General features: G+C 72.0%; 25 protein-coding genes. 11 read left to right on the forward strand and 14 right to left on the reverse strand.

Annotated features, from left to right (window positions below):
* Nucleotides 1–183 precede the first annotated feature (183 nt).
* Nucleotides 184–1,371 (forward strand): trypsin-like serine peptidase, encoded by a 1,188-nt coding sequence (locus TU31_RS29135; RefSeq protein ID WP_042159858.1) that lies wholly within the window; start codon nucleotides 184–186, stop codon nucleotides 1,369–1,371.
* 112 nt (nucleotides 1,372–1,483) lie between these two features.
* Here TU31_RS29135 and hflX read toward each other — a convergent pair whose 3' ends face one another.
* From hflX to miaA, 6 genes are all read right to left on the reverse strand, one after another.
* Nucleotides 1,484–2,971 carry a GTPase HflX gene (gene hflX, locus TU31_RS29140; RefSeq protein WP_042159859.1) on the reverse strand — a complete coding sequence of 496 codons (1,488 nt, stop codon included), beginning with the start codon at nucleotides 2,969–2,971 and terminating at the stop codon, nucleotides 1,484–1,486.
* Between the two features lie 181 nt (nucleotides 2,972–3,152).
* On the reverse strand, nucleotides 3,153–4,781 hold the full coding sequence (locus TU31_RS29145; protein WP_063770839.1) for a M1 family metallopeptidase: 1,629 nt from the start codon (nucleotides 4,779–4,781) through the stop codon (nucleotides 3,153–3,155).
* Nucleotides 4,782–4,924: 143 nt separating this feature from the next.
* The gene (locus TU31_RS29150; RefSeq protein WP_042159861.1) at nucleotides 4,925–7,117 is read right to left on the reverse strand and encodes a RelA/SpoT family protein; all 2,193 of its coding nucleotides are present in this window, start codon (nucleotides 7,115–7,117) and stop codon (nucleotides 4,925–4,927) included.
* 197 nt (nucleotides 7,118–7,314) lie between these two features.
* On the reverse strand, nucleotides 7,315–8,190 hold the full coding sequence (gene dapF, locus TU31_RS29155; RefSeq protein ID WP_042159863.1) for a diaminopimelate epimerase: 876 nt from the start codon (nucleotides 8,188–8,190) through the stop codon (nucleotides 7,315–7,317).
* 411 nt (nucleotides 8,191–8,601) lie between these two features.
* A complete protein-coding gene (locus TU31_RS29160) occupies nucleotides 8,602–9,129 on the reverse strand; it encodes a hypothetical protein (protein WP_042159865.1) in 528 nt (175 codons plus the stop codon).
* A gap of 108 nt (nucleotides 9,130–9,237) precedes the next feature.
* The gene (gene miaA, locus TU31_RS29165) at nucleotides 9,238–10,176 is read right to left on the reverse strand and encodes a tRNA (adenosine(37)-N6)-dimethylallyltransferase MiaA (RefSeq protein WP_042159867.1); all 939 of its coding nucleotides are present in this window, start codon (nucleotides 10,174–10,176) and stop codon (nucleotides 9,238–9,240) included.
* Nucleotides 10,177–10,363: 187 nt separating this feature from the next.
* On the opposite strand from miaA, the gene TU31_RS29170 reads away from it, so the two are divergent.
* Nucleotides 10,364–10,711 (forward strand): hypothetical protein, encoded by a 348-nt coding sequence (locus TU31_RS29170; RefSeq protein WP_158894771.1) that lies wholly within the window; start codon nucleotides 10,364–10,366, stop codon nucleotides 10,709–10,711.
* Between the two features lie 70 nt (nucleotides 10,712–10,781).
* On the opposite strand, the gene TU31_RS29175 is transcribed toward TU31_RS29170, so the two are convergent.
* The 3 genes from TU31_RS29175 to TU31_RS29185 form a co-directional block, all read right to left on the reverse strand.
* Nucleotides 10,782–11,492 (reverse strand): class III extradiol dioxygenase subunit B-like domain-containing protein, encoded by a 711-nt coding sequence (locus TU31_RS29175; RefSeq protein ID WP_042159871.1) that lies wholly within the window; start codon nucleotides 11,490–11,492, stop codon nucleotides 10,782–10,784.
* A gap of 68 nt (nucleotides 11,493–11,560) precedes the next feature.
* Nucleotides 11,561–13,075 carry a tRNA (N6-isopentenyl adenosine(37)-C2)-methylthiotransferase MiaB gene (miaB, locus tag TU31_RS29180; RefSeq protein WP_042159873.1) on the reverse strand — a complete coding sequence of 505 codons (1,515 nt, stop codon included), beginning with the start codon at nucleotides 13,073–13,075 and terminating at the stop codon, nucleotides 11,561–11,563.
* 94 nt (nucleotides 13,076–13,169) lie between these two features.
* On the reverse strand, nucleotides 13,170–13,712 hold the full coding sequence (locus TU31_RS29185) for a DoxX family protein (protein ID WP_052719096.1): 543 nt from the start codon (nucleotides 13,710–13,712) through the stop codon (nucleotides 13,170–13,172).
* 385 nt (nucleotides 13,713–14,097) lie between these two features.
* Between TU31_RS29185 and TU31_RS29190 the strand changes: the two genes are divergently transcribed.
* Nucleotides 14,098–15,093: a TAXI family TRAP transporter solute-binding subunit gene (locus tag TU31_RS29190; RefSeq protein ID WP_042159875.1), complete on the forward strand. Its 996-nt coding sequence runs from the start codon at nucleotides 14,098–14,100 to the stop codon at nucleotides 15,091–15,093.
* Between the two features lie 84 nt (nucleotides 15,094–15,177).
* Here TU31_RS29190 and TU31_RS29195 read toward each other — a convergent pair whose 3' ends face one another.
* The 3 genes from TU31_RS29195 to TU31_RS29205 form a co-directional block, all read right to left on the reverse strand.
* Nucleotides 15,178–15,381, reverse strand: a complete 204-nt coding sequence (locus TU31_RS29195) for a cold-shock protein (RefSeq protein ID WP_042160117.1) — start codon at nucleotides 15,379–15,381, stop codon at nucleotides 15,178–15,180.
* A gap of 211 nt (nucleotides 15,382–15,592) precedes the next feature.
* Complete coding sequence (locus TU31_RS29200) at nucleotides 15,593–17,008, reverse strand: HAMP domain-containing sensor histidine kinase (protein ID WP_042159877.1); 1,416 nt, start codon at nucleotides 17,006–17,008, stop codon at nucleotides 15,593–15,595.
* A gap of 16 nt (nucleotides 17,009–17,024) precedes the next feature.
* Nucleotides 17,025–17,765: a response regulator transcription factor gene (locus tag TU31_RS29205; protein WP_042159879.1), complete on the reverse strand. Its 741-nt coding sequence runs from the start codon at nucleotides 17,763–17,765 to the stop codon at nucleotides 17,025–17,027.
* 279 nt (nucleotides 17,766–18,044) lie between these two features.
* On the opposite strand from TU31_RS29205, the gene TU31_RS29210 reads away from it, so the two are divergent.
* The 8 genes from TU31_RS29210 (at nucleotide 18,045) to TU31_RS29240 (ending at nucleotide 24,639) form a co-directional block, all read left to right on the forward strand.
* Entirely contained in the window at nucleotides 18,045–18,830 is a 786-nt protein-coding gene (locus TU31_RS29210) for an amino acid ABC transporter ATP-binding protein (RefSeq protein WP_042159881.1), read from the forward strand.
* Nucleotides 18,831–18,886: 56 nt separating this feature from the next.
* Nucleotides 18,887–19,795, forward strand: coding sequence for a glutamate ABC transporter substrate-binding protein (locus TU31_RS29215; protein ID WP_042160118.1), 909 nt, complete (start codon nucleotides 18,887–18,889; stop codon nucleotides 19,793–19,795).
* 132 nt (nucleotides 19,796–19,927) lie between these two features.
* On the forward strand, nucleotides 19,928–20,575 hold the full coding sequence (locus TU31_RS29220; RefSeq protein ID WP_042159884.1) for an amino acid ABC transporter permease: 648 nt from the start codon (nucleotides 19,928–19,930) through the stop codon (nucleotides 20,573–20,575).
* A gap of 73 nt (nucleotides 20,576–20,648) precedes the next feature.
* The gene (locus TU31_RS29225) at nucleotides 20,649–21,584 is read left to right on the forward strand and encodes an amino acid ABC transporter permease (protein WP_042159886.1); all 936 of its coding nucleotides are present in this window, start codon (nucleotides 20,649–20,651) and stop codon (nucleotides 21,582–21,584) included.
* Nucleotides 21,585–21,767: 183 nt separating this feature from the next.
* The gene (locus TU31_RS29230) at nucleotides 21,768–23,561 is read left to right on the forward strand and encodes an FAD-dependent monooxygenase (RefSeq protein ID WP_042159888.1); all 1,794 of its coding nucleotides are present in this window, start codon (nucleotides 21,768–21,770) and stop codon (nucleotides 23,559–23,561) included.
* Nucleotides 23,554–23,640, forward strand: a complete 87-nt coding sequence (locus TU31_RS40685; RefSeq protein ID WP_311044721.1) for a putative leader peptide — start codon at nucleotides 23,554–23,556, stop codon at nucleotides 23,638–23,640. The genes TU31_RS29230 and TU31_RS40685 overlap by 8 nt, the downstream gene beginning before the upstream one ends.
* A 79-nt stretch (nucleotides 23,641–23,719) precedes the next feature.
* Entirely contained in the window at nucleotides 23,720–24,262 is a 543-nt protein-coding gene (locus TU31_RS29235) for a cupin domain-containing protein (protein ID WP_042159889.1), read from the forward strand.
* Nucleotides 24,259–24,639: a rhodanese-like domain-containing protein gene (locus TU31_RS29240; protein WP_042159892.1), complete on the forward strand. Its 381-nt coding sequence runs from the start codon at nucleotides 24,259–24,261 to the stop codon at nucleotides 24,637–24,639. Before TU31_RS29235 ends, TU31_RS29240 begins: the two co-directional genes overlap by 4 nt.
* Before the next feature lie 216 nt (nucleotides 24,640–24,855).
* Here the strand turns inward: TU31_RS29240 and recX are convergent, their stop codons facing one another.
* Complete coding sequence (gene recX, locus TU31_RS29245) at nucleotides 24,856–25,512, reverse strand: recombination regulator RecX (protein WP_042159894.1); 657 nt, start codon at nucleotides 25,510–25,512, stop codon at nucleotides 24,856–24,858.
* Nucleotides 25,513–25,518: 6 nt separating this feature from the next.
* Nucleotides 25,519–26,637 (reverse strand): recombinase RecA, encoded by a 1,119-nt coding sequence (recA, locus tag TU31_RS29250; protein ID WP_042159895.1) that lies wholly within the window; start codon nucleotides 26,635–26,637, stop codon nucleotides 25,519–25,521.
* Between the last annotated feature and the right edge of the window lie 30 nt (nucleotides 26,638–26,667).

Genomic DNA, 26,667 nt, shown 5'->3' on the forward strand with positions numbered 1-26,667 from the left:
ATCACGGTTGTCGCCAAGATCCTTGGCGGCGTGGAACCGGGGACCCGAGTACCGCCGTCCCCATCGTCACCGGCATAGTGGGGTGTTGCACCGGGATCTTGAGGTTCATGACAAAGAACGGACCGGCGCAAGATCAGCTCACGTCACACCGGCACAGTCCGATTCACCAGGGGGAACTCACCCATGCGATCCATACGTCGGCCAGTCCTGGCCGCCGCCGCTCTCACCGCCGTCATGGCGCTGACCGCCACCGGTTGCGGGCCGGAGGGCGGCAACGCGGACGCCAAGCCCACCCAGGGCGCCGGCCAGGAAGCGGGCGGGGGTGACTTCAAGATCCCTCAGGACATCCAGGACAAGCTCAAGGCACACGGCGTCGACCTGGACAAGTGGAAGAACGGCGAGTGGAAGAACTGGGACCGGGACAAGTGGCTCCGGGAGGCCGGGGAGTTCATCAACCCGATCATCAAGGACTTCTGGGACAAGGACAAGATCGACAAGGTCAAGCCGCCCCAGGACCCCAGCAAGCCTGAGGACATCTCCGAGGACCAGGGCAAGACCGACCCCGAGCCGTCCGCCGTCCCGGCGCAGCCCGTCAAGACCCCTTACACCTCCACCGCCCCCGGCGTGGGCCTGCTGCTGTTCAGCACCCCCGAGGGCGATTCCCGCTGCTCCGCCACCGTCGTCAAGGACCCGGCGCACCCCGGTAAGTCCAACCTGGTGTGGACCGCGGCGCACTGTGTGCACGCCGGCAAGAACGGCGGCTGGTACCGCAACATGATGTTCGTGCCGAACTTCAACAAGACCGGTGGTTCCGCCGGCGAGTTGAAGAACAAGCCCTTCGAGGACCGGGTCCCGTCGGGCAAGTGGTGGGCGGACGACATGGCGACGTCCCAGCAGTGGATCAAGGCCGGCGGCGCCGTTCCGGGTGTCCCGATGGCTCCGTACGACTACGCGCTGATGCATGTGAAGCCGGAGCAGGGCACCGGCGGCAAGTCGCTGGAGGAAGTGGCCGGCGGCGCCTACGAGGTCGACTTCAACGCCCCGGCGATGGCCAAGATTCCGAGCCTGACCGCGCAGGGCTACCCGGCCGAGCCGCCGTTCGACGGTGCGGCGCAGCAGCAGTGCACCGACAAGCCGACCCGGCTGTCGATGGACGCCAAGAAGCCGACCATGTACCGGATCGGCTGCACCATGACCGGTGGCTCCTCCGGTGGCCCCTGGTTCGCCAAGGACGCGAACGGCAAGCAGGTGCTGATCTCCAACATGTCGATGGGTCCGCGTCCGGCCCGCTGGTCGGCCGGTCCGCACCTGGGCCCCGAGGCCAAGGCCCTGTTCGACAACATGAGCAAGAAGTGGGCGAGCAAGCAGTAGTCGCCTGAGGCGGGTGGTGCCGGACGGTGCCACCCGCTCCGCCCGTGAGCAGGACGAAGGCCCGCCCCCGGTCTCCCGGGGGCGGGCCTTCTGTCGCTCTACTACGGGCCCGTCAGGCAGCCGGCACGAAGGGCTCGAACTCGGCGGCCAGCTCCGCGTGCACCCGCGCCTTGAGGACCGTGCCCTCGGCGGTGTGCTCCTCGGAGATGACCTCGCCCTCGGCGTGCGCCCGCGAGACCAGGGCGCCCTGGGTGTAGGGCACCAGGACCTCGATCTCGACCTGCGGCCGGGGGAGTTCCTCGTCGAGCAGCTCCAGCAGCTCCGCCATGCCCTGGCCCGTACGGGCCGAGACCGCGAGGGCGTGCTTCTCCTTGCGCAGCAGTCGCTGGAGCACCAGCGGATCGGCCGCGTCGGCCTTGTTGACCACCACGATCTCGGGCACGTCCGTCGCGCCCACGTCGCGGATCACCTCGCGTACCGCGGCCAGCTGCTCCTCGGGCACCGGGTGCGAGCCGTCGACCACATGCAGGATGAGATCGGACTCGCCGACCTCCTCCATCGTGGAGCGGAAGGCCTCGACGAGGTGGTGCGGGAGATGGCGGACGAAGCCGACGGTGTCGGCGAGGGTGTAGAGCCGTCCGCTGGGGGTCTCGGCCCGCCGGACGGTCGGGTCCAGAGTGGCGAACAGGGCGTTCTCCACCAGGACGCCGGCCCCGGTCAGGCGGTTGAGCAGGGACGACTTGCCGGCGTTGGTGTAGCCGGCGATGGCGACCGAGGGGACCTTGTTGCGCCGGCGCTCCTGGCGCTTGATGTCCCGGCCGGTCTTCATCTCCGCGATCTCCCGGCGCATCTTCGCCATCTTCTCGCGGATCCGCCGCCGGTCCGTCTCGATCTTGGTCTCACCGGGACCACGGGTGGCCATACCGCCGCCCGCCGAACCGGAGCCACCGCCACCCATCTGCCGGGAGAGCGACTGACCCCAGCCACGGAGCCGGGGGAGCATGTACTGCATCTGCGCCAGCGAGACCTGCGCCTTGCCCTCCCGGGACTTGGCGTGCTGGGCGAAGATGTCGAGGATCAGGGCGGTCCGGTCGACCACCTTGACCTTGACGACATCCTCCAGGTGGATCAGCTGGCCCGGGGAGAGCTCACCGTCACACACCACGGTGTCCGCCCCGGATTCGAGGACGATGTCCCGCAGCTCCAGGGCCTTGCCCGAGCCGATGTAGGTGGCCGGGTCGGGCTTGTCCCGGCGCTGGATGACGCCGTCGAGCACCATCGCACCGGCGGTCTCGGCGAGGGCGGCGAGCTCGGCGAGCGAGTTCTCCGCCTCCTGGACCGTGCCCGTGGTCCAGACACCGACGAGCACCACGCGCTCCAGACGGAGCTGTCGGTACTCGACCTCGGTGACGTCCTCGAGCTCGGTGGAAAGGCCCGCTACGCGGCGTAGTGCGGCGCGTGCCGAGCGGTCGTACTGGTCGCCGTCACGCTCCCCGTCGATCTCGTGGCTCCAGGCGACGTCCTCTTCCATCAGGGCGTTCGCCCGAAGGCTCTCGGGGAGGCGCTGCCGGTCCTGCGGAAGGGAAGAAGAGGAGGTCATTTGATCCTTCGCGTCGTTGGGAAGCCCGCACGGGGGCCTGGCGGCCCCACCGGGACTGTCGTCGTGGCGACCGCCGCGGTGATGCCGCGACCGTCGCTGGTGTCAACGTCCGAGCCGTCCGGGAGATTCCCGGGCCGGCCCGGTGCCGACCTGACGATGGTCCCACGGCCGGAGAGGGCCGTCACGCGGGTTTTGCGGGGTTTCCGGCGGCCGCCTTGGGACCCCCGGGCGTCGGAGCGGGCTTCTTGGCGCCGGGGCCGGGGCCGGCTCCCTTGGCGCCGGGCTTGTCCGCGCCCTTCCTGGGCTGCCACTGCGGGTGCCCCGGCATCGGCGGCGTCCGCTCGCCGTAGAGCCACCCCTGGAAGAAGGCGGTGAGGTCCTGCCCGGTCACCTGGGAGGCCAGCTGGACGAAGTCGGAGGTGTCGGCCACACCGTCGCGGTGCCGGGCCACCCACTCGCGTTCGATCCGGTCGAAGGCGGCGGGGCCGATCTTCTGCCGCAGGGCGTAGAGGACCAGCGCACTGCCGTCGTAGACGACCGGGCGGAAGATGCTGATCTTCTCCCCCGGGCTGGGGGCCTTGGGCGCGGCGGGCGGTCCGCCCTCGGCGCGCCAGCCGTCGGACTGCTCGTAGGCATGCCGCATACGGGCCTCCAGCGAGGCCCGGTGGTCGCCCTTCTCCTGGGCGAAGAGGGCCTCGTACCAGGTGGCATGGGCCTCGTTGAGCCAGACGTCGGACCAGCGGCGCGGGCTGACGCTGTTGCCGAACCACTGGTGGGCCAGCTCGTGCACCATCACGGACTCGACGTACCAGTCGGGCAGCTGATCGGTGGTGAACAGGGCCTTCTCGAAGAGCGACAGGGTCTGGGTCTCCAGCTCGAAGCCGGTCCTGGCGTTGGCGATCAGCACCCCGTACGTCTCGAAGGGGTAGGGACCGACCTTGCGCTCCATCCAGGTCACGTGGCCGGGGGTCTTGGCCAGCCAGTGCGCGAGGGCGGCCCGGTCCGCGGTCGGTACGACATCCCGGACCGGCAGGCCGTGCGGCCCGTGGCGCAGCAGCACGCTGGACTTCCCGATGGAGACCTGAGCCAGCTCGGTGGCCATGGGGTGGTCCGTGCGGTAGGTCCAGGTGCGGCGCCCCGCGCGGGCGCCGGGGCGCAGCGGCAGCCCATTGGCGACGGCGGTCAGCTGCTGGGGCGCGGTGATGTGGAAGGTGAAGAGGGCCTTGTCGGAGGGGTGGTCGTTGCAGGGGAAGACCCGGTGTGCGGCGTCGGCCTGGTTGGCCATCGCCAGCCCGTCGGAGGTGCGGATCCAGCCGCCGTCGCTCTTGCCGCCGGGGTCGCTGGTGTGCTCGATCGAGATCTTCAGATCCTGCCCCCGGGAGATGTGGAAGGCCGGGGTGAGCACCAGGTCCTCGCCGTGCTGCTCGTGCCGGGCGGCCTGGCCGCCGATCTTCACGGAGCGTACGGCGCCGCGGGCGAAGTCGAGGTTGAGGTGGTCGAGCTCGCTGGTGGCGCGGGCGGTGATCTCGGTGGTGGCGTTCAGCGGCCGGTCGTTGTGGCCGGAGTAGTCCAGGGAGACGTCATAGGACGTGACGTCGTAGCCGGTGTTGCCGAGGGTGGGGAAGAGGCGGTCGCCGAGGCCCTGCGGCCCCACGGCCGGCGGCTCGGCCACCCCGAGGGTGGCCAGGGCGGCCAGCCCGAGGGCGGCGGCCCGCAGACCCGTCCACCGGCCCCGCCCGCTCGGGCCACGGGGCAGGACGGGGACGGGGCTGGCGGGGTCGCGGGACGGGCGGCGCAAGGGAAGGGACATGAACTACGGCTACCAACGCGGCCCCCTCCCCCGCGGGTGACGGGGCAAACGGCACCCGAACGGGCGGCGGATCGTCCACCCGTCTTACGCCGCCGGACGGAGGAGCGTCCGACGGGGCGTCAGCTTCCGTGCCCCCGGGCCCTTCAGGGGCGCAGGGCCGCGGGCTGCCGGGCCCGCCCGGCGCGCAACACATCGAAGACGCCGGGCACTTGGCGCATGGCGCGCATCAGGGACGGCAGCCCGGCGGCGTTCGGCAGATGCAGCGTGTAGGTGTGGCGGACCCGCTGTTCGTGCGGGGGTTCGACGGCGGCCGACACCACGGCGGCGCCCTGGGAGGCGATGGCTTCGGTGAGGTCGGCCAGGAGCTGCGGCCGGCTGAAGGCCTCGGCCAGGAGGGTGACCCGGCAGCCGTGGCCCCCCTGGCCGGCCCCGCGCCAGCGCACCCCGACCGGCTGCCGGCCGGTCGCCGCCATCCGCGCCACGACGGGGCACAGGGCGCGGTGCACGGTGACGGTGCCGCCGCGTACGGCGAAGCCGGTGACGGCGTCCGGCGGCACCGGGGTGCAGCAGCGGGCCAGCCGGACCGACGCGCCGGGCAGATCAGCCACCGCGAGGACCGAGGCGGGGGCGACCGGGTCGGCACCGGGGTGGTCGGGCCCCGCGGCGCGGCGGTCGGGGGACGCCACGCCGTGCCCCTCGCCGGGGGCTGCCGGGCGGGCGCAGGACTCCTGTGGCCCGGCCAGCCACCGGGCGATGGCGAGCCGGGCAGCGGGTGTCCGGGCGTGCTCCAGCCATTCGGGCGAGGGACCGGCCGCGGATTCCGGTGCCCTCAGCAGCTCCAGGCTGTCGCCGTCGTGCAGGACCGTGGAGAGGGTGGCGAGCCGCCCGTTGACGCGCGCGCCGATGCAACAGTGCGCCCCCTCGCCGTGCCGTTCGTACGCGGCGTCCACGCAACTCGCCCCGGCGGGCAGACCGATCACGCCCCCCGTGCCGCCGGACGAGCCGTCCGGCGGGGCGTCGGTGCAGAAGACGGTGATCTCCCGGTCCTGGGCGAGATCGTCGCGCAGCGAGGTCCAGAACGTGTCCGGGTCGGGGGTGGTGCGCTGCCACTCCAGCAGCCGGGAGAGCCAGCCGGGGCGGGTCGGGTCAGCCCGCTCACCCTCGGGGGCGTCCACGCCGTCCGGGGGCGCGTAGGGGTTGCCGAGCGCGATCACCCCGGCCTCGGCGACCCGGTGCATCTGGTGCGTACGGATCAGGGTCTCGGCGACCTCGCCGGACGGGCCGGTGACCGCGGTGTGCAGCGACTGGTAGAGGTTGAACTTGGGGACCGCGATGAAGTCCTTGAACTCGGAGATCACCGGGGTGAAGCAGGTGTGCAGCTCGCCGAGGACCGCGTAGCAGTCGGCGTCCTCGGCCACCAGCACCAGCAGCCGCCCCAGGTCCGCACCGGTCAGCGCACCGCGCGCGAGGCGCACCCGGTGGACGGAGACGAAGTGCCGGGGCCGGACGAGGACTTCGGCGTCGATACCGGCCTCGTCGAGGACCGTGCGCACCCGCTGTGCGAGGGCGGTGAGCGGGTCGGGCCGGGAGGCGTACTCCATGACCAGGGCCCGGGTGGTGGCGTACTCCTCGGGATGCAGGATCGCGAAGACCAGGTCCTCCAGCTCGGCCTTGAGCGCCTGGACGCCGAGGCGTTCGGCGAGCGGGATCAGCACATCGCGGGTCACCTTGGCGATCCGGACCTGCTTCTCGGGGCGCATCACGCCGAGAGTGCGCATGTTGTGCAGCCGGTCGGCGAGCTTGATGGACATCACCCGGACGTCGTTGCCGGTCGCCACCAGCATCTTGCGGAAGGTCTCCGGCTCGGCCGCCGCGCCGTAGTCGACCTTCTCCAGCTTGGTGACCCCGTCGACGAGATAGCAGACCTCGGCGCCGAACAGCTCCCGCACCTGATCCAGCGTCACTTCCGTGTCCTCGACGGTGTCGTGGAGCAGGGAGGCGGTCAAGGTCGTGGTCTCCGCGCCGAGTTCGGCGAGGATCAGGGTCACCGCGAGCGGGTGGGTGATGTACGGCTCGCCGCTCTTGCGCAGCTGGCCGCGGTGCGAGGATTCGGCGAGCAGATAGGCCCTGGTGAGGGTGTCCAGATCGGCGTCGGGGTGGTGGCCGCGGTGCACCTTGGCGACGTGTTCGAGGGCGTGCGGGAGGCCGTCGCGCGGGGCCGGGCCGAGCAGTGCGGCGCGGCCGATGCGGCGCAGCCCGCTGAGTTCCAGTCGGCGGCGGCCGCGCCTGCGGCCCGCTGCTCCAGGATTACCAGGGTTAGTGGCCTCTGCGCTCATGGGCACCTCCGGCAGCGTCGACCGGCGGTGGAACGCGTCAGTTCGGGCGCCCGGGCCGGTGCTTGATGCTACCGAGCCCATCACGCACCGCTGTCCGCCTCTCGCTCAGCGTGATTCGGATCACCCGTTCGAGCGAATCTTTTGGCCGGAACCCTTTCCCGGAGCGGGCCGGGGAGGCGGTACGCGGCGAGGCCGCGTCAGGCGAGCGCGCCGGCCAGCCAGGCGGCGTCGAAAGTGCCCTCGGCGACGATCTCGGCCGGGCCGGTCATCTCGACCGTGCCGTCGGGCCGCTCGGTGATGGACAGGCTGCCGCCGAGCACATCGACCCGGTACGTGGCGGGCGTACCGGTCTCGGCGGGGTCCAGACCGTCCCGGCGGGCGGTGGCCACGGCGACCGCACAGGCGCCGGTGCCGCAGGAGCGGGTCTCGCCCGAACCGCGTTCATGGACCCGCATCGCCACATGGCGCGGACCGCGGTCGACGACGAACTCGACGTTCACGCCGGCGGGATAAACCGACGCTGGGCTGAACGGCGGTACGGCCAGCAGGTCGCCGGCGTGGGCCAGATCCTCGACGAAGGTGACCGCGTGCGGATTGCCCATGTTCACGTTGCGGGCCGGCCAGCTGCGGCCGCCGAGGGTGACGACGACGCTCTCGTCGGGAAGTTCGGCCCGGCCCATGGAGACCGTGACATCGCCGGTCTTGGCGAGGTGCACACGGCGAACGCCGGCGCGGGTGGCGATGGCGAGGTCACCGGCCTCGACCAGACCGGCGTGCAGCAGATAGCGCGCGAAGACGCGGACGCCGTTGCCGCACATCTCGGCGATCGAGCCGTCGCTGTTGCGGTAGTCCATGAACCACTCGGCCTCGCCGGCCTGGTCGTGCGCCTCGGGGTGCGCGGCGGACCGTACGACGCGCAGCAGGCCGTCGCCGCCGAGGCCGGCCCGCCGGTCGCAGATCCTGGCGACGGCGGTCGCGGGCAGGTCGAGCCGCCCGTCCGGGTCAGGGACGATCACGAAGTCGTTCTCGGTGCCGTGGCCCTTGAGAAAGGCGAGGCGCTGCGTGCTGGTCACCCTTGCATCGTACGGGGAGGGCGGGGGTGGGGGTGTACGGGGCTCGGGGGCGGTGGCCCTGGCGCCCAGGGCCTGGGGCCGGGGTGCTCACCTGCGCCCGACCGCCCCGAAGCGCGAGTGCTCACCTGTACTCGCCCGCCTCCGAAGCCCGGGTGCTCGCCTGTATCCGGCCACCCCTGAAGCCCGGGTGCTCACCTGTCCCGCCCACCCCCCGAAGGGGGGTGGGCGGCGGGGAAACAACGGGAGGGGAAACAACAGGGGCCAGAACTGGAGGCGCCCAAGCTGGAGGCGCCCAAGCTTGAGACGCGAAAACCGAGGGCGCCCAAGCTTCAGGCGCGAAACCGAGTGGGTGCAAACGAGCGGCAGGAAGACGGTCTGCGTACCGACCGGCCGCCCCGCCCGGGCCACGCCTCAGCGCAGCCGGGCCACGCGCCATATGGCCAGCGATGCCGGGATGGCCACCAGGACGGTGTAGATCAGCACCACGCGCCAGCAGGCGCGGCGGCCGGAGCCCTGCGCGGGAAGGCCGGGCCAGGTGTAGCCGACGCGGCGGGCGGCCATCATGCCCCAGCCCGCGGCGCAGCAGCACAGCAGCAGGCCGAGCATCGCGATCATCGCGCCGCCGTCGCCGCCCAGCTCGAAGGCGAGCGGGAAGGCGAACATCAGCGAGCCGAGGGCGGCGAGGGCGACGATCGGGGCCAGCTGCCACAGCCGCAGACGGCGCGGCGGGCGCAGCTCCCGGAAGGACTCGCCGCCCTCCCCGGGGCCGTCGTCCGGTGCGTCGGAGTCGTCCAGGGTATCCGGGTCGGTGAGCGGTCCGCCGCCGACACCGCCGGGGCCGGACAGACCGTCGTCGGCGTCCGGACCGTCGTCGGTCAGGGGAGCCGTGTCGGCGCCGCTGTCCGGTTGCTGCGCTCCGTTGCGAGGGCCGGCCTCCATTGCCACGCGCCCTCCCCACTCCAGACTGCACGCCTCGATCGAAGGTCGATGATGACACGCCCTCAGGGGCCCGGATGACGGCCGGAGCGTCCCGATGCCATGACGTGATCAGGCTGTGACCGGTCGTTCGAGCAACGCCAGTGCCTGTCCAGGAAGTTCCCCCCGGTGCTCGGCGGCGCCGCTGAGCCAGTGGACCCGCGGGTCCCGGCGGAACCACGAGTCCTGGCGGCGCGCGAAGCGCTTGGTGGCGCGCACCGTCTCGTCGCGCGCCTCCTGCTCGGTGCACTCCCCCGCGAGCTGGGCGAGCACCTGCTGGTAGCCGAGCGCCCGGGACGCCGTACGGCCCTCGCGCAGCCCCTCGCCCTCCAGCCGGCGCACCTCGTCGACCAGGCCCGCCTCCCACATACGGTCGACCCGCCGCGCGATCCGCTCGTCGAGTTCGGGGCGCGCGACGTCGACGCCGATCTGGAGGGTGTCGTAGACCGCTTCATGGCCGGGGAGGTTGGCAGTGAAGGGGCGGCCGGTGATCTCGATGACCTCCAGGGCACGCACGATGCGGCGGCCGTTGCTCGCCAGGATCGCGCGGCCGGCCTCGGGGTCGGCGGCGGCCAGCCGGGCGTGGAGGGGGCCGCTGCCCAGTTCGGCGAGTTCGGCCTCCAGGCGGGCGCGCACCTCCGGGTCGGTGCCGGGGAAGTCGAGGGCGTCGATGGCGCCGCGTACGTAGAGGCCGGAGCCGCCGACCAGGACCGGGGTACGGCCCTCGGCGAGCAGCCGGTCGATCTCGGCGCGGGCCAGCCGCTGGTACTCGGCGACGCTGGCGGCGCGGGTCACATCCCAGATGTCCAGGAGGCGGTGCGGAACGCCCTGCTGCTCCTCGGGCGTGAGTTTGGCGGTGCCGATGTCCATGCCGCGGTAGAGCTGCATGGAGTCGGCGTTGATGACCTCGCCCCCCAGGTGTTGTGCGAGCGCGACGCCCAGATCGGACTTTCCGGCCGCGGTGGGACCGACGACGGCGATGACCCGCGGAGCGGGAACGGCGGTGTTCACCCCGTCAGTCTCGCAAACCTCACGCCCCCATCTCGAACGAGCGACGTGACGGGCCACCGATGACCTCGTTGCCTGTTGCGAGGTCCAGAGAGCCGGCGCAGCACCCGGCGCCCGCGGGCGGCGCAACGGTCCGCTCCCGGGCGGACCGGGATGTCACCAGATGAAGAGCGTAGGAGCAGTTATGGGTGTGTTTTCGCGGTTTCGCCGCCGTACGTCCGAGGCGCTGACGGAGGAGAGTGCCACTACGGCGGTGGCGGCCGAGGTGGAGGAGCCGACGACGCCGGCCGTTCCGTCCGAGTCCGGGGACGCCGATCACGCCGGAGACGCCGCGGACGGCACCGAGAGCCCGGCGGCGGCCGCGCCGGCAGCCGGGGAGGCGCCGGAAGCGCCGGAAGCGCCGGAAGCGCCGGAAGCGGGGGCGGCGGACGCCGGGACACCGCGCGCGGAGCAGGCCGGTGAGAGCGCCGGGATCCCCCGGCAGCAGTCGGCGGAGGCCGCCGCGGACAGCGAGAGCGCGCGGCACCAGGCGCGCTGAGCGGAGCACCGCCACGACGGCCGCGGGCGAAGCGCCTCGCGGCCGTGGGCATACCCCCCGGGCGGCCGCGCTACGACCAGGCCGCCACGAAGTAACCCACCCCGTAGGGCGCCTCCTCGCGGAGCAGCCGTCCGCTCCGGTCCGCGTTCTCCGCCGCCCCCGCCAGGACCTGCCAGCAGGCCCGTCCGGACGCCTGGAGGCCGGCCGCCCGCTCCTCGTCGAGCGCGGCCAGTGCGGCGATGTCGGCGCCGCCCAGGGCGCGGGCCACTTCGGCGTCGAAGGGCTCGGCCCGCTCGTCGAAGTAGCCGGGCGCCTTCACCGTCCGGCAGGCACTGCCGTCCCCCAGCACCAGCAGAGCGACCCGGGGAGCGGCCGCGGCGGCCTCCCGGCCCAGTTCCAGACAGCGGTCGCGGGGCAGCGATTGTGCCACTCCCAGCCCCTCCACGGGGGCGTCGTCCCAGTCCGTACGGGACAGCAGCCAGGCGCCGACGGCCAGCGACGGCGGGAGTTCCCGCTCCGGTGCGGTCTCCGCGGCGCCCAGCGGCACCTGGAGGTCCACCCCGAAGCCGCGGAAGGAGCCGGTGGCCCCCTGGGGGTACGGGCCACTGCCGGCCTCGTCGGTGGGGCCGAGGACGACCAGCCGGTCGGGGCGGGCCGCCGCGAGCACGCCGATCGCGTCCAGACAGGCGGCGCGCAGCGCGTCGAGTTCGGGCGCCGCCCCGGCGGCCACCTCCGGGACGAGCAGCGGCGGGCAGGGGCAGAGGGCGGCGGCTACGAGCATGACACGCAGCGTAACGCCCCTGGTGCGGGGCGGGTCGCCGTGCCCCGGGGCGCCCTGTGCGAGCCGGGTCAGTCGCAGCCGCAGCCGGCGGCGGGCGCCGGGCTCGGTGCCGGGGCCCCGATGGTGGGCAGGCCCAGTAGTACGCCCTTGGGCTTGTCCGCCGGGGCGGCGTTGCGCTTCTCCCAGGCGTCCCCGGCGCGGGTGCGGCGGACCGCCTTGGCCGGGCCCTCCGCCAGGAGGTGGTGCGGAGCGGCGTAGGTGACCTCGACGGTCACCACATCGCCGGGGCGGACCGGCTCGTCGGGGCGGGTGAAGTGGACCAGCCGGTTGTCGGCGGCACGGCCGGACAGGCGGTGGGTCGCCTCGTCCTTGCGGCCCTCGCCCTCGGCGACCAGGACCTCCAGGGTGCGACCGACCTGCTTCTTGTTCTCCGCCCAGGAGATCTCCTCCTGGAGGGCGACCAGGCGCTCGTAGCGCTCCTGGACGACGGCCTTGGGGATCTGGCCGTCCATGTCGGCGGCCGGGGTGCCGGGGCGCTTGGAGTACTGGAAGGTGAAGGCCTGGGCGAAGCGGGACTCGCGGACCGTGTGCAGGGTCTGCTCGAAGTCCTCCTCGGTCTCGCCGGGGAAGCCGACGATGATGTCCGTGGAGATGGCGGCGTCCGGCATCGCGGCGCGGACCTTCTCGATGATGCCGAGGAAGCGCTCCTGGCGGTACGAGCGGCGCATCGCCTTCAGGACGCGGTCGGAGCCGGACTGGAGCGGCATGTGGAGCTGCGGCATCACGTTCGGCGTCTCGGCCATGGCGGCGATGACGTCGTCGGTGAAGTCGCGGGGGTGCGGGGAGGTGAAGCGGACCCGCTCCAGGCCCTCGATCTTGCCGCAGGCGCGCAGCAGCTTGCTGAAGGCCTCACGGTCGCCGATGTCGGAGCCGTAGGCGTTGACGTTCTGGCCGAGCAGGGTGATCTCGCTGACGCCCTCGGAGACCAGCGCCTCGATCTCGGCCAGGATGTCGCCGGGCCGGCGGTCCTTCTCCTTGCCGCGCAGCGCGGGCACGATGCAGAAGGTGCAGGTGTTGTTGCAGCCCACGGAGATGGAGACCCAGGCCGCGTAGGCGCTCTCCCGCCGGGTGGGCAGGGTCGAGGGGAACGCCTCCAGGGATTCGGCGATCTCGACCTGCGCCTCTTCCTGGACGCGGGCACGCTCCAGCAGCACCGGCAGCTTGCCGATGTTGTGGGTCCCGAAGACCACGTCGACCCAGGGGGCCTTCTTGACGATGGTGTCGCGGTCCTTCTGAGCGAGGCAGCCGCCCACGGCGATCTGCATGCCGGGCCGCGCGGCCTTCTTCGGGGCGAGCTGACCGAGGTTGCCGTAGAGCCGGTTGTCGGCGTTCTCCCGCACCGCGCAGGTGTTGAAGACCACGACATCGGCGCCGTCGCCGTCCTTGGGCGCGGGCACGTATCCGGCCTCTTCCAGCAGGCCGGACAACCGCTCGGAGTCGTGGACGTTCATCTGGCACCCGTAGGTGCGGATCTCGTAACTCTTGTTGACGCCCACTGCCTGGCTCCGGTCGCTGCTGCTCATGCCACAAGGGTAGGCGGTGCCGGAAGTACCTCCTGACGCCGGAGGCCCGGCCGGGAACATCCGGTACCGGGCGCGGGAAGGCCCGGAGGCACGCTCAGAGGGCCAGTACGAGGGCGGCGCCGAGGCCGCCGGCTCCCAGGGCGAAGGCCGCGCTGCGCCAGCCGCCGCGCCCCCAGCGGAAGGGCCGGTCGAGGGCGTAGCGGCCGGGGCCGGTGGCCGCGACGGTCAGTGCGGCGACGGCGATGGTCAGCGGGTATTCGAGGCCGCCGGTCTCCGCCCAGAGTCCCTTGGGCGCCGCCAGGACCATGGCGTTGATCATCACGCCGATCAGTGCGGCGGCTGCCAGGGGGGTGAGCAGTCCCAGGGCGAGGCCGAGGCCGCCGAGGAGTTCCGAGGTTCCGGCGAGGCCGGCGAAGAAGGTGCCGGGCCGGTAGCCGAGGGATTCGAAGCCCTTGGCGGTGATATCGAGCCCCCGGCCGCCGAAGAGTCCGAAGAGTTTCTGGGCGCCGTGGCCGGCCAGGATCAGTCCCACGGCAAGCCGCAGGAGGAGCAGCCCGGCATCGGCGGCGACGGGGGGTGGGCGGACGGCTTCGGACCGGGCACGGGTGTCGGGCCGCAGTGCGGTGGGCGGTTTCATGAGGTGTCGCTTCCCGCACCGGCGCATCAGGGGGCCGTGGTGTGGGGGCACCGACGCCGGTGCGCTGAGGGTGGAGGGAGTTCTCTTGGCGTGCGCGCCGCAGGGCGCGCGGTAGGGACGTGCCGGGTCCCCGCTGGGTCCAGGTAGGGAGGGGCTGCCCGCTGCCGCCGGAGCGGATCGGGCGCCACTTCGCCACCGTAACTCCTGCTGTTGCGGGTGCAAGCGCGGCCGGTCCCGGGGCCCTGACGCCCGTCCGTTCCCGGCCCCCAAGGGCGGCGGCACGTGCCGCGCCGGCAGCCAGGAGAGCCGGTCCGGACGCCGGTGACCTCACCGGACCGGGCCCCGCCCCTCCCTTTCCCGCCGCGGTCCTGGCAGTATCCCGCCCATGGTCACAGCACTCCCCCGCACCGGTCGCCGGGCCGTCCAGGCGGCGATCGCGGCACTGGTCGCCCTCGGGCTGGGGCTGTGGTGGCTGCTGTCGACGGGCGGTACGCCCGCTCCCGGGGGCCGGGTGACGCTGGCGACGGGCGTCCCGACCGGCGTCTACGCGCGCTACGGGGAGCTGCTGAAGCAGGATCTGGCCCATGACCTGCCGGACGTGGATCTGCGGCTGGCCCGCACCGAGGGCTCGATCGACAATCTGCGGCAGCTGGTCGCCGGGCGCGCGGAGTACAGCATCGCGACGGCGGACGCGGTCGCCACGTACAAGATCAGGGGCGAGCCGGGCGCGGACCGGCTGCGGGCCTGCGCGCGGCTGTACGACGACTACATGCAGCTGGTGGTGCCGAAGGACTCCGCGGTGCGCTCGACGAAGGATCTGCGGCGGCTGCGGGTCGGGGTCGGGACCGACGGCTCCGGCGTCCAGCTGATCACCCGGCGGCTGCTGGAGGCGGCCGGACTGGACTTCGCCAGGGACATCGAGCCGGTGCGGGTCGGTATCGACCGGATGCCGCAGCTGCTGGAGCAGCACAAGCTGGACGCCTTCTTCTGGTCCGGCGGGCTGCCGACCACGGCGGTGCAGCACCTGACGCAGCGCTTCCCGGTGCGCCTGGTCCAGCTCGGGGATCTGAGCGAGGCGCTGCACCGGCAGGGCGAGCGCACCCGCTATTACCGGGCCGCGGTGATGCCCGCCGACGCCTACCCGAGGGCCCAGGGCGGGCAGGCCGTGAAGACGATCGCGGTGGCGAATCTGCTGGTGACGACGGACCGCCAGGACGCCGCGCTGACCGAGGGCATCACCCGGACCGTCATCGACAGCCGGGACTGGATCGGACGCCAGGTGCATGCCGCGCAGAAGGTGGATCTGCGGACGGCGGTGTTCACCGACCCGCTGGAGCTGCACACCGGGGCCCGGCGCTATTACGTGTCGCAGAAGCCCTGAGGCGTCCGCCCGGGCCGGCCCGCGAACGGAGCGGGGCCCGCACCGGACGTGCCGGTGCGGGCCCCGCTCACGGGACGCGGTGCGTCAGGCAGCGGCGATGTTCTCCGCCTGCGGGCCCTTGGGGCCCTGGGTCACGTCGAAGGTGACCTTCTGGCCCTCGAGGAGCTCACGGAAGCCCTGCGCGTTGATGTTCGAGTAGTGGGCGAAGACATCGGGGCCGCCGCCGTCCTGCTCGATGAAGCCGAAGCCCTTTTCCGAGTTGAACCACTTGACGGTGCCGGAAGCCATGTTTTTCTCCTTCATGGGGCAAACGGGAGACCGTACTGCACGGCCTCCTTGTCGCCGAGATGATTGCCCCATACCGGAACAGGTCCGGAAAACAAGGAACGCCCGGGGCATCCAGCCTCCGGGCGCGCACATCGTTCATGGGTACCACAACTGCAACGTCATCGACGGTAGCACAGTCGGCGGGGCCGCCGACGCCTGCGCACCGGCTCTCTCACGGTGCGGTGCGCGGCACGGTCACGGTGACCTTCAGCCCGTGCGGGGGGTGCGGGGCATAGGCGATGGTGGCGCCGCCCGCGGTGAGCAGCGCGCGGGTGATCGACAGGCCGAGGCCCGATCCGGAGACGTTCTGGTGGCGGCTGCTGCGCCAGAAGCGGTCACCGACCCGGGAGAGCTCGTCGTCGGTGAGGCCGGGGCCCCGGTCGGCGACGGTGACGTGGACACGCTCACCGTCCGGTGCGACGCCGACGGTGACCGGACGGCCCTCCGGGGTGAATTTCAGGGCGTTGTCGATCACGGCGTCCAGGGCGCTGGAGAGGGCCACCGGGTCGGCCCAGCCGGTGACGGCGCTCTGCCCCTCATAGGTGAGGCCGACGCCCTTGTCGTCGGCCAGCGGGCGCCAGGAGTCGACGCGCTCGGCGGTCAGCGCCGCGACATCGGTGAGCTGGAGGTCGGCGGCGGTGTGTTCGGCGAGGGCGAGGTCGAGCAGATCGTCCAGGACCCGGGCCAGGCGTTTGCCCTCGGTGCGGACCGAGGCGATCTCCGCGTTGCCGTCGGGGAGTTCGAGCGCCAGCAGCTCGATCCGCAGCAGCAGCGCGGACAGCGGGTTGCGCAGTTGGTGGGACGCGTCGGCGACAAAGGCGCGCTGCTGCTCCAGGACGTCCTCGACGTTGTCGGCCATCTCGTTGAACGAGCGGGCCAGCCGGCGCAGTTCGGGCGGGCCCGCGGTGGCGGCGACCCGGGCGTTCATCCGGCCGGTGGCGATGTCGTGGCTGGCCGCGTCCAGGACCCGTACGGGACGCAGCACCCAGCCCGTGAGACGGAAGGCCGCGGCGACGGCGACGAGCATGGCCGCACACTCGCCGGCCGCGATCAGCAGCCAGCCGCGCAGGACGTGCGAGCGCAGCTGGCCCGTGGGCGAGTCGGTCATCACGACGGCGACCACATCGCCGTCGCGGATCACCGGTGAGGCGACCGGGATGCGGCCCTTGTCGTCCCAGGGCCAGACCTGGTGCGGGTCATGGCTGCGACGGCCGGCCAGCGCCTCGCTGAAGGCTCGTGCGGCCTCCCCGTCCTGGGGTACCGGCAGGCCGACGGGGGCGGCGGCCATGGGGGTGCGATCGCGGTAGAAGACACCGGCACGTATGCCGTAGAGGTCGTAGTAGCGCGCGAGCTCGGTTCGGAGGGTGGCGCGCCGCTCGTCCTCCTCCGGGGTCTTGTGCCCGTCGTCCGCGTCGGGGCGGGCGGTGACGAACTGGGCGAGGGAGGCGAAGCGGGCGGCGTCGTCGATCCGGTCGACGACCACCCGCTGCTGCTCCACCCCGGCCGTGATGACGCCGAGCGGGATGCCGAGCGCGAGCAGGACACCGGCCATGAGGACGATGAGGAGTGGGAGGAGTCGGGTGCGCACGTGGTCGCGGCGGCCTTCAGGAGGCCGGGGCGGCAGAGGTGCGCACGCCCGGCCCGGCGGCCGGGACGACCAGACGGTAGCCGACCCCGCGCACCGTCTCGATCAGCGCGGGCATGCGCAGTTTGGCGCGGAGTGAGGCGATATGCACCTCCAGGGTCCGGCCGGTGCCCTCCCAGCTCGTGCGCCACACCTCGCTGATGATCTGCTCCCGGCGGAAGACCACACCGGGGCGCTGGGCGAGCAGCGCGAGCAGGTCGAACTCCTTGCGGGTGAGCGGGACCGCGGCGCCGTCCACCGCCACCTGGCGGGTGGAGAGTTCGACGGTGACCGCGCCCAGGCGCAGCGCCTCGCCGGCGGTGCTCTCCTCGGCGGCCTGCTCACCGCCGCCGGGCGCGTTGCGCCGGCTCACCGCGTGGATGCGGGCCAGCAGCTCACCGGTGTCGTACGGCTTGACGACATAGTCGTCCGCGCCGAGGTTGAGCCCGTGGATGCGCGAGCGCACATCGGAGCGCGCGGTGACCATGATGACGGGGGTGGCGCAGAGCTTGCGGATCCGGCCGCACACCTCGAAACCGTCCTGGTCGGGCAGCCCGAGGTCGAGCAGCACCACCGCGAACGGCTCCCCGTGGTCGGGCAGCAGGGCCTTGAGCGCGTCCTCGCCGTTGCGCGCATGCACGACGGCCAGGCCGTGCTTGGCGAGCACCGCGGACAGGGCCGCGGCGACATGATCGTCATCCTCGACGAGCAGCAGTCTCATCTGGCCTCCTCCCGGGTGCATGCGTACAGGCCACAGGGCATCTACGGCGATAGGAGGCCCATGCGTCAAGAGGTGGCCACCTCCGCGCCGCCATCCGTTACCCAGCCGGTACGCCGGGGACACCACCATGGCGTCCTGTCCACCGCGGACGGCGCGCTGCGCGCCCGGGGTCCCGTCGCGGCCGGATCGTTATGCTCAAGTTCAGCTCAGATGTAATGACGCTGGTCGCGGGGCGTCACTAGGGTCCTCCCCAATCGAGGAGGACGGAGCCACACGCCGATGAGCGAAGTATCGGTGACCAAGAACGCCGACGGTCCCGCGCCGGCAGCGGACCAGCTGGTCGTGCTGGACAACGTGAACAAGCACTTCGGCGCGCTGCACGTGCTCCAGGACATCGACCTGACGATCAACCGCGGCGAGGTCGTCGTCGTGATCGGGCCCTCGGGCTCGGGCAAGTCGACGCTCTGCCGCACGATCAACCGCCTGGAGACCATCGACAGCGGCAGCATCACGATCGACGGGAAGCCACTGCCGCAGGAGGGCCGCGAACTGGCCCGGCTGCGCGCCGATGTGGGCATGGTCTTCCAGTCCTTCAACCTCTTCGCGCACAAGACCGTGCTCGAGAATGTGATGCTGGGCCAGACCAAGGTCCGCAAAACGGACAAGGCGGAAGCCGCGAAGAAGGCCCGCGCCCTGCTCGACCGGGTCGGTGTCGGCACCCAGGCGGACAAGTACCCCGCGCAGCTCTCCGGCGGTCAGCAGCAGCGGGTGGCGATCGCCCGTGCGCTGGCGATGGACCCGAAGGTGATGCTGTTCGACGAGCCGACCTCCGCGCTCGACCCGGAAATGATCAACGAGGTGCTGGACGTCATGCAGCAGCTCGCCCGGGACGGCATGACGATGGTCGTCGTCACCCATGAGATGGGGTTCGCGCGCTCCGCGGCGAACCGGGTCGTCTTCATGGCGGACGGCCGCATCGTCGAAGAGGCCGAGCCGAACCAGTTCTTCAACAACCCGCGCAGCGACCGCGCCAAGGACTTCCTGTCGAAGATCCTCCACCACTGAGCCCGCAGTTGGGCCACCATCATTGCCAACACTTGCTGAACCAAAGGATGTTCACCATGAGGATTCGTAAGACGGCTGCGGCCGGTGCGGTGGTGCTCGCGCTGGCGGCGACGGCGACCGCCTGTGGCGGCGAGTCGGGCGCGGCGGGCGACAAGCCGGCCGGCGGCGATCTCTTCAGCGGCAAGTACAAGGTCGCCTCGGCGCCCAAGATCGACTCGCCGGTGCTGAAGAAGGCGCAGAAGGCCAAGAAGATCGTCATCGGCGTCAAGGCCGACCAGCCGTTCCTGGGCTTCAAGGACACCACCGGCAAGTACTCCGGCTTCGACATCGAGATCGCCAAGATGGTCGCCGCCGACCTCGGCTTCTCCGAGAAGCAGATCGAGTTCAAGACGATCGACTCCAACGTCCGTGAGACCACCATCTCCAACGGGCAGGTCGACTACTACGTCGGTACCTACACGATCAACGACGAGCGCAAGAAGCAGGTCGGCTTCGCGGGCCCGTACTACACGGCCGGCGCGGACCTCCTGGTGCGCAAGGACGACAAGGCCATCACCGGACCGGACACCCTCAAGGGCAAGAAGGTCTGCTCGATCGTCGGCTCCACTCCGCTCCAGGAGATCAAGAAGAAGAAGTACGGCGCCGTCACCAGCGAGCAGTCCAAGTACTCGGACTGCGTGAAGAACCTGCTGGACGGCCAGGTCGACGCGGTCACCACCGACGACGCGATCCTCAAGGGCTACGCCGCCCAGCGCCCCGAGAAGCTCCGGGTCGTCGGCAAGTCGTTCACCAAGGAGCCCTACGGCGTCGGCATGAACAAGGACGACAAGGCCCTGCGCGACGCGATCACCGACGCGCTGGAGAACCACATCAAGAACGGTGACTACAAGAAGGCGTACGACGGCACGCTCGGCAAGTCCGGGTCGAAGTTCGTCGCCCCGGAGACGCCGCTGCCCCGCGGCTGAGGCGCTCGCGAACCCACCGATCTGCGCCGCCCCGTACGCCCGCCGCGGCGGGTGTGCGGGGCGCGCGGTGTCTTCGCCCGCCGCTGACTCACTTCCCGCCGTCGACCCGATGACCGCTACCGCGGAGACCCCATGAACGTACTCCTCGATTATCTGCCCGAGTTCCGGGACGGATTCCTCGGAACGCTGGCGATCACCGCGTCCAGCGCCCTGCTCGCGCTGGTACTCGGCGTGCTCATAGCCGGTTTCCGGGTCTCCCCGATTCCGCCGCTGCGCGCCTTCGGGACGGCCTGGGTCACGGTGCTGCGCAACACACCGCTGACGCTGCTCTTCCTCGTCGCCTTCTTCGTCGTACCGCAGGTCCTCTTCCAGGGGGCGAGCCCCTACGTGCTCGCCACACTGGCGCTCGGCTTCTACACCTCCTCCTTCGTGTGCGAGGCGGTGCGGTCCGGCATCAACACCGTGCCGCTGGGGCAGGCGGAGGCCGCGCGCAGCCTCGGTATGACGTTCTCCCAGACGCTGAGCCAGATCGTGCTCCCGCAGGCCACGCGCACCGTACTGCCCCCGCTGAGCAGCATCTTCATCGCGCTGACGAAGAACTCCGCGATCGCCGGAGCGTTCGGCTACGGCGAGCTGTTCAACGTCTCCAAGCTGCTCAACGACAAGGGATACGCGATCGCCTGGATCTTCCTGTGGACCGCGCTCGCCTACCTCATCATCACCTTCGCCATCAGCGCCGTCTTCCGGCTGCTGGAGCGCCGTATGGGGGTGGCCCGATGAGCGGCCGCAAGGGGCGGATCAGCATGACGTGGGTGCCACGCGCAGGCGCGGCGGAACAAAGCGAGGTAAGGGCATGAGCGGCGCCAGCGTTCTCTACGACGTACCAGGACCGAAGGCGAGGGCACGCAACCTCGTCTACTCCGTGGTCGGCTCGCTCGCGGTGCTGGCCCTGATCGTCTTCGTCGTGCTGCGGCTGAACACCCAGGGCCAGCTCGCCCCCGAGGTGTGGAACATCTTCAACAACGCCGGTGTGCGGACCAACATCCGCGACGGCCTGGTGACCACGCTTCAGGTCTTCGCGGTCGCCGCGGTGCTGTCACTGGCGCTGGGCGTGCTGCTCGCGGTGGCGCGGCTCTCCGACCACCGGCCGGTCCGCTGGCTGGCGACCGGGTTCATCGAGCTGTTCCGCGCCGTACCGCTGCTGATCACCATCTATGCCCTGTGGGTGATCCTGCTCAGCAACCGGGGAAGCATCGGTCTGACCGGCGACCAGCCGCAGTTCTGGGCCCTGGTCATCGGCCTGACGGTCTACAACGGCTCGGTCCAGGCCGAGGTGCTGCGGGCCGGCATCCTCTCCGTCCCCACGGGGCAGCGTGAGGCCGCGTACGCCCTGGGCATGAGCAAGACGCAGGTCATGACGACGGTGCTGATCCCGCAGGCCGTGCGGGCGATGCTGCCGACGATCATCAGCCAGCTCGTGGTGACCCTGAAGGACACCTCCCTCGGCTACATCATCACCTTCGAGGAACTGCTCTTCACCGCCCGCCAGATGAGCACCAACATCATCGTCAACGGCAACGACACCTACGTGCCGTTCATCATCGTCATCGGCAGCATCTACGTCGCGATGTGCCTGGCGCTGTCCGCCCTCGCCAACTGGATCGAGCGGCGCGGCCGGCGGGCCAAGACGGGCATCGGTGTCGCCACGGCCGGCGAGCCGGTCACGGCCACCGACGCGATGGAGGTCTCCGACGCGGTGCCGGACGGCCCGGCCGCCACGAAGGACTGACGCACCCCGGGCCGCCCGCGGCCGATATCGATCCGTCCGGAGGCGGTGGCACCCTCGCCACCGCCTCCGTCACTTGACGCGAGCGGTCGCAGTGGGTTGCATACGCTGTGTGATCACGCACCGGGCTCCAACTGCCAGTTCCCGCATGTCCCGTACGTACCAGCGGCCCCGGGGAGCTGCGCCGTGGACCCGGTGATCGTCGTCGGGGCCGGCCCGGTCGGCCTCTCCCTCTCGCTCGCCCTCACCCGCCTCGGCGTCCCGACCGTCGTCCTCGACGAGACCACCGGCCAGGAGGAGACCCGGCCCGCCCGCACCGTCGTGCTCCGCCCGGACACCGCCGCCTTCGTCGCCCGGCTCGGCTGCGCCGACACCCTGGAGAGCGCCGGCACCCACTGGACGGCCTGGCGCACGATGCGCCGCCGGCGCCTGCGGGAACGCGTCGCCTTCGCCCCGCGGACCCCCGACGGCGCGGCCACCCCCGCCACCGCCTCCCCGCTCCACCTCCCGCAGCACGCGCTCACCCGCGCCCTGCGCGCCGCGCTCGCCCACGAGAAGCTCGCCGAGATCGTCACCGGCAGCCGGCTCGCCGACCTCGAACAGGACGAGCACGGCATCAGCGCCCACACCCGCGGCCCCAACGGCACCTGGTGGCGCGGGAGTTACCTCATCGGCTGCGACGGCCCCCGGTCGACCGTCCGCAAGCTGCTGGACATCCGCTTCCCGGGCCGTACGGCCGTCGAACGGCATGCGGTGGCCGCGCTGCGCTGCGAGCTCCCCTGGCCCGGCGAGGCCCTGCTGCACCGCTCGCCGCCCCGGCAGGGCGGCGGACCGGGCAACGAGGTCTCCGCCCGCCCGCTGGCCGGCCATGTCTGGCGGCTGGACTGGCTGCTGCCGCCGGGGCGCGAACTGGTCACCCCGGACGCCCTGGTCGCCCGGATCCGGGACTCGCTGGCCGGCTGGACCAGCGAGTCCCCGGCCGGCCCCGCCGACGAGACCGGCGCCGAGGGCGACGCCGCGCTCCCCCGGGGGCGCGGCCACGGTCGGCTGGTGCCACCGTACGAACTCCTCGACACGGGCGTGCACACCGTCCACCACCGGCTGGCCCGGGACTGGCGGCAGGGCCGGGCCTTCCTCGCCGGGGACTCCGCGCATCTGCTGGGCGCCCTTGGCACCCAGGGCCTGGAGGAGGGGCTGCGGGACGCCGAGAACCTCGCCTGGAAGCTGGGCCTGGCCTGGCATCACGGCGCGTCCGACGTGCTGCTCGACAGCTACCAGGCCGAGCGGCGGGGCGCGGTCGCGGCCCGGCTGCGCGCCGCGGACCAGGCGCTGCCGCTGCTGCGCGACGGCCGCGCGGCCCACTGGCGCACCGTCCTCCCGGGCGCGGCGCGCGGCCGCAGCACCCTGCTGACCGACGGCCACCTGGGCCGCGGCCCGCTCGGCGCCCCGCCCGTCTATGCCCGCACCCCGCTGGGACCGCCCGCCGAGCACACCGGCGGCCTCCTCGTCGAGACACCGCCCGGCGCGCCGGTCACGGATGTGGCGGTGACCGCGTCGGACGGCTCGGTGGTACGGCTGCGCGACCGGCTCGGGCGCGGTCTGCTGGTGGTGCTGGTGGCCCCCGGCACCGGCGTCTGGGACCGTCGGCACTGGCAGTCGGCCGGACTGATGCCCCGACTGGCCGACGCGGTCGACGCGTTGCCGATGGACGCCGAGATCCTGGTCACCGAGGCCTATCCGGGTGCCTCCGCGCACACCGTGCTGCTCGTGCGGCCGGACGGCCATCTGGTCACCGCGCTGTCCGGCGTCCGCCCGGCCGAGATGGCCGCGTGCGCGAACGCCGTACGGGGCGGGGCACACGGGCCGGTGACCGGGGCCGGCCGGGATGCCGCGGCACCCGGGGGCGACGCGGCCGGAGAGGGGGGCGCTTCCGCGGTTGACCCTGTGGGAAGCTCCGTGCTTCACTCCGAGAATGACTGATCACAGCTCGCGATTCTGGCGGAGGGTCCATCTCGACCTGGTCCGCTACGCGGGCTGCATGTGTCGTCCGTCCTGCTGATCCGCATCTTCCTTCCCCGCGCGGCCGCCCGCCTCTGACGGGCAGCCGCGCCTCTTCGCGATCACTCAGGACGGTTTCCGTGCCCGACGTACACACCCCTGCGCGCCCGCCTGCCCTCGGCGAGGACGGCGGGCCCAGCGCCTCCGAACTCCTCGACTTCGCCCGCCGGGCCGCCACCGACCCGGCCCTGGTCGCTTCGCTCCCGCTCGACCCCGAAGGCCGTACCTGGCTCCGGCTGGACGGGCCGGGCGGCAGCGAGGCCTGGCTGATCGGCTGGCCGCCCGGCACCGGCACCGGCTGGCACGACCACGGCGGCTCGCGCGGCGCCTTCGCGGCGGCCGCGGGTGAGCTGACGGAACAGTCGCTCGCCGCCGCACTGCCCACCGAGGGCTGGAAGACCCTGGAGCTCGCCGACGACGTGGACCGGGAGCGCCGGCTCAGCGACGGGCACGGCCGGGCGTTCGGCCCGCACCATGTGCACCAGGTGCTCAACCTCTCCGCGGACACCCATGCGGTGTCGGTGCACGCCTACTACCCGCCGCTGCCGCTGATGCGGCGCTACAGCCGCACCGGGCCGGTGCTGCGGCTCGAAGCGGTCGAGCAGCCGGAGGAGTGGGCATGAGCGCGGTCGATGCCCTGCTGGCGCAGGCCCGGCGCCAACTGGGGCACCGGGTGGATCCCCTGGAGGCCGCCGCCCTCCAGGAGGCGGGCGGGCTGCTGGTGGACATCCGCTACGCGGAACTGCGGGAGCGTGACGGCACCATCCCCGGCGCCCTGATCGTCGAGCGCAACGAACTGGAGTGGCGGCTCGATCCGACAGGCGCACACCGCGCCCCGGAAGCGACGCACCACGATCTGCCGGTCGTCGTCATCTGCAACGAGGGCTACGCATCGAGCCTCGCCGCCCTCTCGCTACGCCAGCTGGGGCTGCATCGGGCCACCGATTTGGCGGGGGGATTTCAGGCTTGGCGGGGGGCGGGGTTGGGGGTGGAGGGCTGAGGGCGCCCACCCCTGCGTCCGGCCCACGCCCTCGCCACGTCCGCCGCCCGCGCCGCGACGAAGTCGCCTTCGCCCTCAGTCAGTTTGCCCTTGGGCCCGGCGCCCCGCCGGCCCCAGTGCGCGGCCGGACCCAGTGCGTGGCCGGACCCAGTGCGCGGCCGCCCGGTCACCGGCCCCGCCGGGTTCGCTGACGGGTATGGCGCCGGCCGCCGCCCCTCAGCTGTCCAGCAGACCGTGCTGCTCCAGAAGATCCGGATCCTCGCCTTCCTCCTCCAGCGCCTGTTTGACGACGCGGAGGGCGAGGCCCTCCGGGTATCCCTTGCGGGCCAGCATTCCGGCCAGGCGGCGAAGGCGCTTCTCGCGGTCCAGGCCTCTGGTGGCACGCAGTTTCCGGTCGACCAGCTCGCGGGCGGTGGACTCCTCCTGCTCGGAGTCGAGGCGGCCGACGGCCACATCGATGAGGGCGGAGTCCACTCCCTTGGTGCGGAGTTCGCGGGCCAGGGCACGCCGGGCCAGGCCGCGCCCATGGTGGCGGGACTCCACCCAGGCGTCGGCGAAGGCCGCGTCGTCGATCAGCCCGACGTCCTCGAAGCGGGACAGCACCTCGTCCGCGGCCTCCTCAGGGATGCCCCGCCGGCGCAGGGCGTCCTCGAGCTGCTTGCGCGTACGTGGGTTCCCGGTGAGCAGGCGCAGGCAGATGGCCCGCGCCTGCTCCTCGGGCGTACGCGGTGGCCCCGACTCGGCCCTCGACGAGGAGGAGCCACCGCTGTCCTCACGGCCATGACGGCCCCTGCGTCCGCTACGGGTCTCGGCGTCGCCGGCAGCGCTGTCGATCTCGTCCTCGCTGCCCGGCCATTCCGTTCGCCGCGTCATGGCGGGCTAGCTCTTGGCCGCGGCGGCCTTGGAGCCCTTGGCGCCCTTGGCCGCCGGTGCCGGAGCCGCAGCCGGGTCGGCCGCCGCCACCGCGGCGTCCGTACCGGGCTCCGCCGCCGGGTCCTTCGGCTGCACACCGATGCCGAGCTTCTCCTTGATCTTCTTCTCGATCTCGTTGGCGAGATCCGGGTTGTCCTTGAGGAAGTTGCGGGCGTTCTCCTTGCCCTGGCCGAGCTGGTCGCCCTCGTAGGTGTACCAAGCGCCGGACTTGCGGATGAAGCCGTGCTCCACGCCCATGTCGATCAGGCCGCCCTCGCGGCTGATGCCCTGGCCGTAGAGGATGTCGAACTCGGCCTGCTTGAAGGGCGGGGAGACCTTGTTCTTGACGACCTTGACGCGGGTGCGGTTGCCGACCGCGTCCGTGCCGTCCTTGAGGGTTTCGATGCGGCGGATGTCGAGACGCACCGAGGCGTAGAACTTCAGCGCACGGCCACCGGTCGTGGTCTCCGGCGAGCCGAACATCACGCCGATCTTCTCGCGGAGCTGGTTGATGAAGATCGCGGTGGTCTTGGACTGGTTGAGCGCGCTGGTGATCTTGCGCAGTGCCTGGCTCATCAGCCGGGCCTGGAGGCCGACGTGGGAGTCGCCCATCTCGCCCTCGATCTCGGCCCGCGGCACCAGGGCGGCGACGGAGTCGATCACGATGAGGTCGAGCGCGCCGGAGCGGACCAGCATGTCCGTGATCTCCAGTGCCTGCTCGCCGTTGTCCGGCTGGGACAGGATCAGGGAGTCGGTGTCCACGCCGAGCTTCTTGGCGTACTCCGGGTCGAGCGCGTGCTCGGCGTCGATGAACGCGACGGAGCCGCCGGCCTTCTGGGCGTTCGCGACGGCGTGCAGGGTCAGGGTCGTCTTACCGGAGGACTCCGGGCCGTAGACCTCGATGACGCGGCCGCGGGGGAGGCCGCCGACGCCGAGCGCGACGTCGAGGGCGGTGGATCCGGTGGGGATGACCTCGATGGGCTCCTTCGACCGCTCCCCCATGCGCATCACGGCGCCCTTGCCGAATTGCCGTTCAATCTGTGCGAGCGCGGCGTCCAGCGCCTTCTCGCGGTCAGTGCCTGCCATGGGTTCCACCCGATTTGCTTGAGTCGATCG

This window comes from Streptomyces lydicamycinicus (assembly GCF_000829715.2).
Classification (GTDB): Bacteria; Actinomycetota; Actinomycetes; order Streptomycetales; family Streptomycetaceae; genus Streptomyces; species Streptomyces lydicamycinicus.

Bases quoted from the DNA above. Each gene is read 5' to 3' on its own strand.
- TU31_RS29135 (WP_042159858.1), top strand. From the start codon at position 184: ATGCGATCCATACGTCGGCCAGTCCTGGCCGCCGCCGCTCTCACCGCC.
- hflX (WP_042159859.1), bottom strand. From the start codon at position 2,971: ATGACCTCCTCTTCTTCCCTTCCGCAGGACCGGCAGCGCCTCCCCGAG.
- TU31_RS29145 (WP_063770839.1), bottom strand. From the start codon at position 4,781: ATGTCCCTTCCCTTGCGCCGCCCGTCCCGCGACCCCGCCAGCCCCGTC.
- TU31_RS29150 (WP_042159861.1), bottom strand. From the start codon at position 7,117: ATGAGCGCAGAGGCCACTAACCCTGGTAATCCTGGAGCAGCGGGCCGC.
- TU31_RS29160 (WP_042159865.1), bottom strand. From the start codon at position 9,129: ATGGAGGCCGGCCCTCGCAACGGAGCGCAGCAACCGGACAGCGGCGCC.
- TU31_RS29175 (WP_042159871.1), bottom strand. From the start codon at position 11,492: ATGCTCGTAGCCGCCGCCCTCTGCCCCTGCCCGCCGCTGCTCGTCCCG.
- miaB (WP_042159873.1), bottom strand. From the start codon at position 13,075: ATGAGCAGCAGCGACCGGAGCCAGGCAGTGGGCGTCAACAAGAGTTAC.
- TU31_RS29185 (WP_052719096.1), bottom strand. From the start codon at position 13,712: ATGAAACCGCCCACCGCACTGCGGCCCGACACCCGTGCCCGGTCCGAA.
- TU31_RS29190 (WP_042159875.1), top strand. From the start codon at position 14,098: ATGGTCACAGCACTCCCCCGCACCGGTCGCCGGGCCGTCCAGGCGGCG.
- TU31_RS29195 (WP_042160117.1), bottom strand. From the start codon at position 15,381: ATGGCTTCCGGCACCGTCAAGTGGTTCAACTCGGAAAAGGGCTTCGGC.
- TU31_RS29205 (WP_042159879.1), bottom strand. From the start codon at position 17,765: ATGAGACTGCTGCTCGTCGAGGATGACGATCATGTCGCCGCGGCCCTG.
- TU31_RS29210 (WP_042159881.1), top strand. From the start codon at position 18,045: ATGAGCGAAGTATCGGTGACCAAGAACGCCGACGGTCCCGCGCCGGCA.
- TU31_RS29215 (WP_042160118.1), top strand. From the start codon at position 18,887: ATGAGGATTCGTAAGACGGCTGCGGCCGGTGCGGTGGTGCTCGCGCTG.
- TU31_RS29220 (WP_042159884.1), top strand. From the start codon at position 19,928: ATGAACGTACTCCTCGATTATCTGCCCGAGTTCCGGGACGGATTCCTC.
- TU31_RS29225 (WP_042159886.1), top strand. From the start codon at position 20,649: ATGAGCGGCGCCAGCGTTCTCTACGACGTACCAGGACCGAAGGCGAGG.
- TU31_RS40685 (WP_311044721.1), top strand. From the start codon at position 23,554: ATGACTGATCACAGCTCGCGATTCTGGCGGAGGGTCCATCTCGACCTG.
- TU31_RS29240 (WP_042159892.1), top strand. From the start codon at position 24,259: ATGAGCGCGGTCGATGCCCTGCTGGCGCAGGCCCGGCGCCAACTGGGG.
- recX (WP_042159894.1), bottom strand. From the start codon at position 25,512: ATGACGCGGCGAACGGAATGGCCGGGCAGCGAGGACGAGATCGACAGC.
- recA (WP_042159895.1), bottom strand. From the start codon at position 26,637: ATGGCAGGCACTGACCGCGAGAAGGCGCTGGACGCCGCGCTCGCACAG.